12 protein-coding genes are annotated in these 8855 nt (G+C 67.5%); 9 read left to right on the forward strand and 3 right to left on the reverse strand.

Going from position 1 to position 8855, the window contains the following annotated elements; genetic code table 11:
* The first annotated feature begins 57 nt into the window (after window positions 1–57).
* Window positions 58–1410 (forward strand): DUF2786 domain-containing protein, encoded by a 1353-nt coding sequence (locus VGR06_RS02050; protein WP_327557189.1) that lies wholly within the window; start codon window positions 58–60, stop codon window positions 1408–1410.
* Window positions 1411–1412: 2 nt separating this feature from the next.
* Here the strand turns inward: VGR06_RS02050 and VGR06_RS02055 are convergent, their stop codons facing one another.
* Entirely contained in the window at window positions 1413–2066 is a 654-nt protein-coding gene (locus VGR06_RS02055) for a hypothetical protein (RefSeq protein ID WP_327557190.1), read from the reverse strand.
* A gap of 15 nt (window positions 2067–2081) precedes the next feature.
* Window positions 2082–2318, reverse strand: a complete 237-nt coding sequence (locus VGR06_RS02060) for a hypothetical protein (RefSeq protein WP_327557191.1) — start codon at window positions 2316–2318, stop codon at window positions 2082–2084.
* Window positions 2319–2442: 124 nt separating this feature from the next.
* On the opposite strand from VGR06_RS02060, the gene VGR06_RS02065 reads away from it, so the two are divergent.
* The 8 genes from VGR06_RS02065 to VGR06_RS02100 all read left to right on the forward strand — a co-directional run bounded on the left by VGR06_RS02065 (window position 2443) and on the right by VGR06_RS02100 (window position 7969).
* Complete coding sequence (locus tag VGR06_RS02065; protein WP_327557192.1) at window positions 2443–3300, forward strand: helix-turn-helix transcriptional regulator; 858 nt, start codon at window positions 2443–2445, stop codon at window positions 3298–3300.
* Complete coding sequence (locus VGR06_RS02070; protein WP_327557193.1) at window positions 3301–3483, forward strand: DUF397 domain-containing protein; 183 nt, start codon at window positions 3301–3303, stop codon at window positions 3481–3483.
* Window positions 3484–3517: 34 nt separating this feature from the next.
* A complete protein-coding gene (locus VGR06_RS02075; RefSeq protein ID WP_327557194.1) occupies window positions 3518–3748 on the forward strand; it encodes a ribbon-helix-helix domain-containing protein in 231 nt (76 codons plus the stop codon).
* Window positions 3735–4082, forward strand: a complete 348-nt coding sequence (locus VGR06_RS02080; protein WP_327557195.1) for a type II toxin-antitoxin system PemK/MazF family toxin — start codon at window positions 3735–3737, stop codon at window positions 4080–4082. The genes VGR06_RS02075 and VGR06_RS02080 overlap by 14 nt, the downstream gene beginning before the upstream one ends.
* Window positions 4083–4695: 613 nt before the next feature.
* A complete protein-coding gene (locus VGR06_RS02085; protein WP_327557196.1) occupies window positions 4696–5604 on the forward strand; it encodes a PIG-L deacetylase family protein in 909 nt (302 codons plus the stop codon).
* A complete protein-coding gene (locus VGR06_RS02090) occupies window positions 5601–6197 on the forward strand; it encodes a hypothetical protein (RefSeq protein ID WP_327557197.1) in 597 nt (198 codons plus the stop codon). The genes VGR06_RS02085 and VGR06_RS02090 overlap by 4 nt, the downstream gene beginning before the upstream one ends.
* A 13-nt stretch (window positions 6198–6210) precedes the next feature.
* Window positions 6211–6897 (forward strand): hypothetical protein, encoded by a 687-nt coding sequence (locus VGR06_RS02095; RefSeq protein WP_327557198.1) that lies wholly within the window; start codon window positions 6211–6213, stop codon window positions 6895–6897.
* 10 nt (window positions 6898–6907) lie between these two features.
* Entirely contained in the window at window positions 6908–7969 is a 1062-nt protein-coding gene (locus VGR06_RS02100; protein ID WP_327557199.1) for a glycosyltransferase, read from the forward strand.
* Here VGR06_RS02100 and VGR06_RS02105 read toward each other — a convergent pair.
* Window positions 7962–8690: a glycosyltransferase gene (locus VGR06_RS02105; RefSeq protein ID WP_327557200.1), complete on the reverse strand. Its 729-nt coding sequence runs from the start codon at window positions 8688–8690 to the stop codon at window positions 7962–7964. The two genes, VGR06_RS02100 and VGR06_RS02105, sit on opposite strands and share 8 nt — an antisense overlap.
* Between the last annotated feature and the right edge of the window lie 165 nt (window positions 8691–8855).

Raw genomic sequence — 8855 nt, forward strand, 5'->3', positions numbered from 1 at the left:
GTCCCCGACCGGCGCGGCTCGCCCGTTCGCGGGTCCGTGCTCAGTACCCTCTGGCTGGTGTCGACGCGGAACCGCGAGAAGCGGGCGAACAAGAAGCGGAACCGGTCGCATCGCGGCCCCACGCCGTCCCGGTACGGCTTCTCCGGTCCGCACGGACCGGGTTGCACGTGTGAGCAGGAAGACTTCTGGGCCTCGCAGGCGGGTCCGCCCCCCGAGCTGGTGGCGGGTCTGCTGCTGGACACGGCGCGGGCACACCGGGCGGGCAGCACCACCGCGGCGGCCGCCCGGGCGGCCGAGCTGTCCGGCGGCCGCTTCGCCATACAGCCGCGCACCGTCGCCACCGGCGCCGGCATCGCCCTGGCCGACGTGCTCCAGCGGCTCTGGTCGGCCGGCTGGATGCCCGCCGACCTGTGGGAGATCACCCGGCGGCGCGCGGACGCCGGGTCGACCGCCCTGCTGGTGGACACGATCGCCGCGGACTCCGCGCGGTACGGATCGGCGGTGGACGACCGGTGGTCGGCGCAGGTCCGCCAGCTCGACGCCACGGTCTGGTGGGACCGCGACCGGCCCCAGCTGCTGCAGTGGGCCGAGCGCGAAGGCGCCGGCCTCGAGCAGGCCCTGCTGGTCACCATCGGGTTGCTGGCCATGCTGATGACCCTTCCGGAGCTGCCGCGGATCGTCGCGCCACCCGGCACGGCCGCCGGCGGCGCCGCGGTGTCCAGAGTGGACCAGAAGATCCTCACCCGGGTCCGGGGTCTGCTGGCCAAGGCGGAGTCCACGCAGTACCCCGAGGAGGCGGAGGCGCTGTCGGCCAAGGCGCAGGAGCTGATGAACCGGCATGCCTTCGAGCGAGCCCTGCTCGACGCCGACACGGACCGCGAGCAGACGGCGGCCTCGGTCCGGCTGTGGCTGGACAACCCTTATGTGGAGGCGAAATCCCATCTGGTGGCCGCGGTCGCCGCGGCCAACCGGTGCAGGTCGGTGTTCTACTCCACGCTCGGGTTCGTCGCTCTGGTGGGCGAGGAGATGGACCTGGAGATCACCGAGCTGCTGGTGATGTCCCTGCTGGTGCAGGCGACCCGCGCGATGGTCGCCGAGGGCAGCCAGATCACCCGGGCCGGAACATCCCGGACCCGGTCGTTCCGCCAGTCCTTCCTCGTCGCCTACGCCACCCGGATCGGCGAGCGTCTCGACGAGGCCGCGACGCGCGCCCACGACCCGGCCGAAGACGCCCGCCTGCTGCCGGTGCTGGCCAGGCGGTCCCGGGTGGTCGAGGCAACCTTCCAGGCGATGTTCAGCCACACCGTCCAACGGTCGGTGTCGGTCACGAACGGAGCCGGCTGGCATGCCGGCCGCGCCGCCGCCGACCGCGCGAACCTGACCATCGAACGCGACACCATCACCGCCTGAGCTCATTCGTCCAGGCGCACGATGGTGCACTGGAACAGTTCCCGGACCAGATGTGCGGCAAGGGTCCAGCGCATGGCGGGGTCCTCGTAGGGGACCATGACGTCGTCCACCGGTTTGGGAAGCAAAGGCCCGGGAACGTACAGCGCGCCGCGAACGCCGCTGACGACGGAATGGCCGACGCGGATGGCGACATGACCTTTGCGGAGCGCCGGGCAGACGCGGACCGCGGTGTTGGCGCACGCGAGGCAGACCGGCGGTTCGGGCGTCGCCATCCGCTCGGGCCAGCCCGCCCAGTCCTGGTGGTAGTCGGAGTAGTCCGGGAGCAGCCACAGCGTGCCGAGCTCGTCCCGGTCGGCCGGGCCGGAACAGACCTGGCAGAGCAGGTTGCGCATCGCGCGGCGCTGCCGTCCGGAGTGGACGTTGCCGAACTCGGGTAGCCCCGTGCCCGGACGGGAGGGATCCCGCTGCCACAGCGCGCCATGCCGGTCGCGATCGCTGATGATCTCGTCGGCGAAGGCGATGCCGAATCCGCGGGCGCGGGCCACCACGGCGGTGGGGAGCTTCGTCTCGCCGCTCCATCGCGTGGTGTACGGCACGATCGCCGATTTGTGCCGCAACCCGGGCCGGGGTTCGGGCGAATCAGTACCGGTCGGCATGTCGGTCCCTTCTGTTCACGCCGCGTGCCGGCGCCCGGTCCGGCGCCGGCGGTGCACATGTGGCTGGTGGTGCCGCTGGTGGTAGCGCGGCTCCTCGACGCGCACGCGCCGGAAGGTGCAGTCGCAGTCCACGCAGGCGCATTGCCGGCGGACCAGGAGTAGGAAGCCGGTTCGCCAGGTCTCGGGGTGGATGCTGTGCACCCCGGCGAGACAGTCCTTGCACCAGCGAGCCCGGTGCACCTGCTGGCTCATATCCCACACTCCTTTCCGCACGCGATCCAGCTTGATGCATGCAACGATAAGTCGTGCGTACGCACATATCGATCGCTCGATCGTGTGAATGTGCTTCCAGCACGAGTTGCGTAGGCTCCCGTGCGTGGCGACGGCGACGAGATTGAAGAAACGGCTGGGCCGGCTCCTGCGCGAGGTGCGGGAGCGGTCGGGGAAGCCGGCGCTGGCGGCCGCCGCCGAGCTGAAGCAGAGCACGGCCAGCACGCTCAACCGCTACGAGACCGGCGAGGTCCTGCCGGCCTGGGGCACCGTGCGCACCCTGCTGACGTTCTACGAGGCGACCGCCGAAGACCTCGACCAAGCCTCGCGCTGCTACGACGACGCCAAGGACGAGCCCCGGTCGGTACGCCTGCCTGCCGGCGCACCCAGCGGCTACCGGAGGCTCGTCAACGCCGAGCGCGAGGCGGTGCGGGAACGGGAGTTGGCGCCGTTGGTAGTGCCAGGCTTGCTACAGACCGAGCGCTACACACGCGCCTTGCTCGACGCGGGGCGGATCTTGGAGCGTCCCGAAACACGGGCGGACAGTGTCGTCGCGGTGCGCATGGACCGGCAGAAACCTCTTGATGGTCCGGATCCGCTCATCGTGCACGCGCTGATTGACGAGGCAGTGATCCATCGCGAGGTCGGCGACGTCGAGGTGCAGCGCGAGCAGCTCGTGCACCTGCTGGCCATGGCCGAGCAGCCGAACATCTCTGTGCAAGTGATCCCGTTCGCCGCCGGCGCCTACGGCACCATGGCCGGCTCATGCATCATCGTTGACTACCCCGAGCCTGACGCCACGTCCGGCGTCTACCTCGAGTACCCCGCCGGCGGTGCCTGGGTGGACAATGAGGAGGACGTCAAGCGCTTCACCACCATGTTCGATGAGGTGACCCGGTTGGCGCTCACCCCGGCCGACACAGCCACCCTGATCAAGAAGCACGTGAGGGCACTCAAGAACTAAATGATCACTAACGACACTGTCCGCTGGCGCAAGAGCAGCGTCTCCGGCGGTCAGAACAATGCATGCGTCGAGGTCGCCGAGGGCTTAGGCGCCATCCGCGACAGCAAGAACCCCACCGGCCCAGTCATTCACGGCGACGTGCGTGGCCTACTCGGCACGGTCATGAGCGGCCACCTGGGGTAGCCAATCTGGTGCTACTCCAGGTAGCATTGTGGGTATGAAGCTCAGCGTCAGCCTGCCGGACGATGACGTGGCGTTCATCGACGAGTACGCCGCGAAGGCAGGCGCGCCGTCACGGTCGTCGGTCATTCACCGGGGACTGGAACTGTTGCGCGCCGCCGACCTCGAGCACGCGTATGACCTGGCCTGGCAGGAGTGGGCGGACAGCGGGGAGGCCGACCTGTGGGACGCCACGTCCGCCGACGGGCTCACCGATGCGCAGAGGTGACATCTACTGGGTCGATCTTGAACCGGTCCGCGGCTCCGAAGCGAACAAGATCCGTCAGGCCGTGATCGTCAGCAACGACGCGGCGAACCGTGCCGCCCAACGATCCGGTCGCGGCGTCGTGACCGTCGTCCCGATCACCTCGAACACCGACCGCATCTTCCCCTTCCAGATCCTGCTGCCCGCCGCGGAATGCGGCCTCGACAAGGAATCCAAGGCTCAGGCCGAACAGATCCGCTCGGTCGCCGTCACCCGCCTCAACCACCGCGCCGGCACCGTGCCCGACGACCTCCTCACCAAGCTGGACACGGCCCTCCGCACTCACCTCGCGTTGTAACCGGCCGGTCAGGCGTCGATGATCTTCATCACTTCGTCCCCGTAGTCGTTGATGACCTTGACCGCGATCTTCCCGGTCTCCGGCTTCTCGCGTCGACGCGGTTGGCTACGTGGACGCGTGTCATGACTACGCCAGCGCAGAACACGACTACGCAGATGCGAGACACGCCAGGTTGGGCGCTCACCCCGGCCGACACGGCCGCCGTGATCAAGAAGCACGTGCGGGCCGCACGAGCTAAATGATCGCTAACGCGGATTTCCACGTAGTTGATTCGCCGCAACCTGCTGCGGGAGGACCGACTCACGCACTGACCACCCGACTGCCGAACCCCGGCGGTATACCCAGAGTAGTCGCGTGTATGCGAATTGTTGGCTATCGTCGCCCGATCGGGTGTGATCTGCCCTGTTTGCGATCCCCAGGGACATTTGCTTCATCCACAAGCGTGACCTGGTGTTTCGGTGGGTAGAGACCCTAGTCGTCCACAGCCGCACGGTGGAATGTTCGAATGCCATCCACATGCTGCCGGCGTGTTGTGCACTGGCGCTCCACAAGCGGGTCGGGCTAGCTTGCGTCCGCTGCTCGTCCACCGCCACATCGCATGCCGGGAGAAGCCATGCCCCGACGGCCGCTGCCGGTTCCGGACGGCATCGGCATCTACGGATTCCCTGACGACATGTTGGCTTCACTCGATGAGTGGCAAGGCCGGTTGAGGTCGCGTCGGGAGAGTGGCGAGCCGGGAATTCTCGAGCTCGTCGCACCGCTCACCGAAACGAGGTATCTCATCGAGGAACGGGCACCCCGCGGGCGGCCGGTCCTGGCGCTCGAACCGCACCACGACGACTTGGTCCTCTCCGCCGGCGGCTACGTCCTCTCCCGGACGCGGCCATTGACCGTGGTCACGGTCTTCACGCAGACGACCAGCGTGCACCCCGGGATCAGCCCGGGGTTGTCCTCGATCGACGAGATTTCGGCGCTGCGGGCCGAAGAGTCGCGGCAGGCGTTCCTACCCCTCCACGTCACCCGGCATCACCTGCTCGGGCTCAACGATGCCGATGCCCCGTACCAGGCGAACGATCCCAGGTCGGTCCCGCTGCTGGCCGACCTGCTGCGCCCCTGTCTCGACGAGCATCCGGACGCTGAGCTGATCGCTCCGGCCGGGGTGACGCGCCATCCGGATCACCTCCGGGTGCACGAGGCCGCTCGTCGGCTCGGCTGCCGGTGGTTCTGGGACGACACGAGCTTCTATCCGACCTACGCGGCCAACGTGGATGATCGTCACCTCTTCGACCTACGCGTCGGCCGGATCCTCACGAGCGAGGTCCAGGACATCACCGACGTCGCCCTGGACAAGCTCGTCCTGCTCCACATGTACCAGTCGCAGATGCAGCCGCAGCGGGAGATGTACCGCGTGCTGCGGTACAACTGGACGGTCGCGGCTCCGCTCCACTCGGACGACGGCGTCTCGGGGAACGCTCGGTTCGCGGAGCGCTTCTTCCGCGTCGCGGGGCAGGGGTCCGCGTGAGGATCATCGCCTTGGAGGGACCGTCGTTCGCGGGGAAGACGAGCATCCTGGCGGCGCTGAGGTCGCTGCTTCCCGCGGACGGGCTCGTCACGTTCGGTTGCTACGTCGATGAGATCGACAACCGTGACGACGTTCCGCCGGCCCGCACGAGCAGCGCGCAGGAACAACTCGACGCGTTCAGGGTGTTCATGCGCATCGAGGCTCGGCGCGTCGCCCACCTGAACGATCGGGCGGGCAGCGCGGACCTGGTCCTGCTTGATCGCTCCGTGGACACCCTGCTGGCGCATGCCTACGCACTCGACCGGCTTTTCGGTTACGGCGTCCACGAACAGGCTCGCGAACTGCTCGCACGCCTGGCACACCTGCGTCCCGACCGGACCTTCTACCTCGACGCCGGTCCACAGGAGCTGCAGCGGCGGCGCGAACGGCTCGCGGAGCCGTTCGACTCTTTCTTGCTCGATCCGGATTTCATTACGTATTTCCGTGACTATTTTACCAGGAAAGGGCTTGCTCGTGCTACGCAGGTGAGTTGGATTTATGCCGAACAAAGTCTGTCCACAGTGGCGTACACTATCGCGCAGGAGCTGTCGTAGTGAGGAGGGCATTGTGGGAACGCGCGTGATCCACCGGTTCAGAGAATGGCCGAGCCGCCAGTTGACTTTGTGGCCGCGCGTGCTTTTTGTCGACTGGCACGGTGTGTTGAGCAAGGCGCCACTGTGGTACAGCATCCGGTCGAATATCCGGCACCCTTTCCGGGCTCGGTTGGAGCCCAAGGCGGCAGAACTGTTCGGCCAGCGTTGGCAGACCGTCGATGACTGGATGCGCGGCAGGCACACCGCCGAGGAGATCGTCGATCTACTGGAGATCGAACAGCCGCAGAGCGCCCGAGGGGACTACTTTATCCGGCGGCTCTATCACGATTGCCGGACGATGCCCCTGCACGAACCGCTGATCGAGGCTCTTCGCTACGCGGCTGCCAGTTGGAACATCGTCATCGCCACAGACAACATGGATTGCCTGGTTTCCATGGCCCGCCAGCGACAGGATATCCGTAACTTCTCCGATGATCTGATCTCGTCATCCGAGGTTGGCGTGCTCAAAGCCGAAGATCCAGCCGGTTTCTTCGGCGCTTGGCTCGACCGCCACGGCCTGTCGTTCGCTGACGCCGTCCTGCTTGATGACGGCAAGGCGAACTGCCGGGCGTTCGAGCAGGCCGGCGGCACCAGCCGGTACGTGCGTAGTCCTGATGAGGCCGTGGCAGCGGTGTGGGACCTCGTCGTGACCGACAAATGACGGCACCCCGATGCGTTCGGTGCTGTTCGCCTGGCGACGGTTCACTCCACCCTTCCTGATCGGCGGTGCCGAGGTGACCCAGCAACTGCTGGCCGAGGAGTTCGCCGGTGCTGGATGGCAGGTCACGTATCTCGGGGCGCATGAAGCGCCGTGGGACGGCTCGTCGGTGCTGGCGGACATGCGGTATCAACTGGCTGCCCGGGGAGTCGAGTACACCTATGACAAGGCACGTGACATGCTGCGCTACCGGTGGAATGGCGTTGACTGCCGGTCGGTTCGCCAAGTCGCCGTGCTGGCCGAGCTGGACACGGTCCTGCGCGAGCCCACACCTGAGCTGGTGGTGACCTCTCAGGAGGGCTCGGCCGAACTGGCCGTGCGCGCTGGCCGGGTCGCTCCCGTGGTGGGCTGGATCCACTCCGTGTCGCGCACCGGCACAGAGGTGCTCCGCGGCCGCCCCAGATACGCGTTGGTGGTTTCTCGGTTCGTGCAGTCGCGGCTGGGTGCATCGCCGGACACGACTGCCATCCTCTGTTACCCACCGTTCACCGTCTCCGGGGTTGACGTGCCCGACGCCAGCGCCCGCACGGACGACCTGCTCATGGTCAACCCAGTCCCCGCGAAGGGCGCCCAGCTCGTGACGGAGTTGGCCCGGCAGCTTCCCGAGCGGCGGTTCACTCTCGTTGAGGGCTGGTGGGATACCAGCGATGAGTTCATCGGCGCGGACAACGTGCGCTACGTCCGGCGGACGTACGAGATGGATCGGCTCTATCGCAGCCATCGGCTGTTGCTTGTCCCGTCGGTCGTCGAGGACGCCTTCCCACGCGTCATCATCGAGGCCGGACTCGCCGGTCTGCCCACCATCGGGTCGGACCGCGGCGGCATCGCCGAGGCCATCGAGGACGGCGGCCTGGTGATCCCCTCCGGCGAAGTTCTGGCTTGGGCCGCGGCAATCCGTTCGCTCGACGGCCCGGCGTGGGCCGAATGTGCCCGGCGCGCTCGGGAGCGGGCATCCCGCCTGGTCCGGAGCTGTCTTGCGGAACTCGCCGCGGCCGGTGTCATCGCCGCTACCTGACCGTCGTGTCGTCGTACCAGTGCCGCCAAAACCTCGCGGAGGTGAGAAAGGCCCGGGCGGTGATCGGGTTCTGCCAGAACACCATTCGCCACGTCGGCCACTGGTCATACCGGCGGGTGGACGGCCAGACCCGCAGCTCATTCACGATGAGGACCGGACGCCGGCAGTCCTCCCCGTACTCCCGCAGGCGTCGGAAGAACTCCACATCCTCGCTCATGTACAGGTCCGTGCGGTAGCCGCGCAGCGCATGGAACGCGTCGGCCGTGCAGAACTGGGCAACACCCTGGGCACCACCGCGGCGTCGGCGGTACCAGTCCCAATAGCCACAGAGCAACCGGGCACCAAGCCGGCGCGGCGCATACGACGGCGGAATCGCCCCGCCCACACAACTGCCTGACCGCAGATGCGTCGTCACGACGTCCACGGCCTCCAGCGGCAGGGCGACGTCGGCATCGACGAAGAACAACATCGGCGCGCTCGCGGCGGCGGCGCCGGTGTTCCGAGCATGGGCGATGTTCCGCCTCGGCTCGTGGATCACCCTCGCCCCGAGGCTGCGCGCAACGTGGGCAGTGGCGTCGCTGCTGGCGTTGTCCACCACGATGATCTCGCCGCGCGAGCGTGACCGGTTCTCCCAACGGCACACGGCTGCCCGCACCGTCGGCAGATAGCGCGGCAGGTAATCGGCCTCATTGAACGCGGGGATGACGACCGACAGGTCCATGGTCCGATCCCTTCGCCCGTGCTCCGGCTAGAGACCCTTGGTCTCTGAGTCTTTGTCAGTTGTCCTGAGTTTCAGGCGGCGGCAGGTAGCCGTGCTTGGGCGAGTCGGTGATCGATGTGACGGTCGATGGTGTGCAGCGCGGCGCGGAGTTCGGGTGGGGCTTGG

This window comes from Actinophytocola sp., assembly GCF_036002505.1.
Lineage (GTDB): Bacteria > Actinomycetota > Actinomycetes > Mycobacteriales > Pseudonocardiaceae > DASYTH01.

What these genes read in the sequence shown, in the direction of transcription:
- VGR06_RS02055 (WP_327557190.1), bottom strand. Translation starts at nt 2,066, where the DNA reads ATGCCGACCGGTACTGATTCGCCCGAACCCCGGCCCGGGTTGCGGCAC.
- VGR06_RS02060 (WP_327557191.1), bottom strand. Translation starts at nt 2,318, where the DNA reads ATGAGCCAGCAGGTGCACCGGGCTCGCTGGTGCAAGGACTGTCTCGCC.
- VGR06_RS02070 (WP_327557193.1), top strand. Translation starts at nt 3,301, where the DNA reads ATGATCACTAACGACACTGTCCGCTGGCGCAAGAGCAGCGTCTCCGGC.
- VGR06_RS02075 (WP_327557194.1), top strand. Translation starts at nt 3,518, where the DNA reads ATGAAGCTCAGCGTCAGCCTGCCGGACGATGACGTGGCGTTCATCGAC.
- VGR06_RS02080 (WP_327557195.1), top strand. Translation starts at nt 3,735, where the DNA reads ATGCGCAGAGGTGACATCTACTGGGTCGATCTTGAACCGGTCCGCGGC.
- VGR06_RS02085 (WP_327557196.1), top strand. Translation starts at nt 4,696, where the DNA reads ATGCCCCGACGGCCGCTGCCGGTTCCGGACGGCATCGGCATCTACGGA.
- VGR06_RS02100 (WP_327557199.1), top strand. Translation starts at nt 6,908, where the DNA reads ATGCGTTCGGTGCTGTTCGCCTGGCGACGGTTCACTCCACCCTTCCTG.
- VGR06_RS02105 (WP_327557200.1), bottom strand. Translation starts at nt 8,690, where the DNA reads ATGGACCTGTCGGTCGTCATCCCCGCGTTCAATGAGGCCGATTACCTG.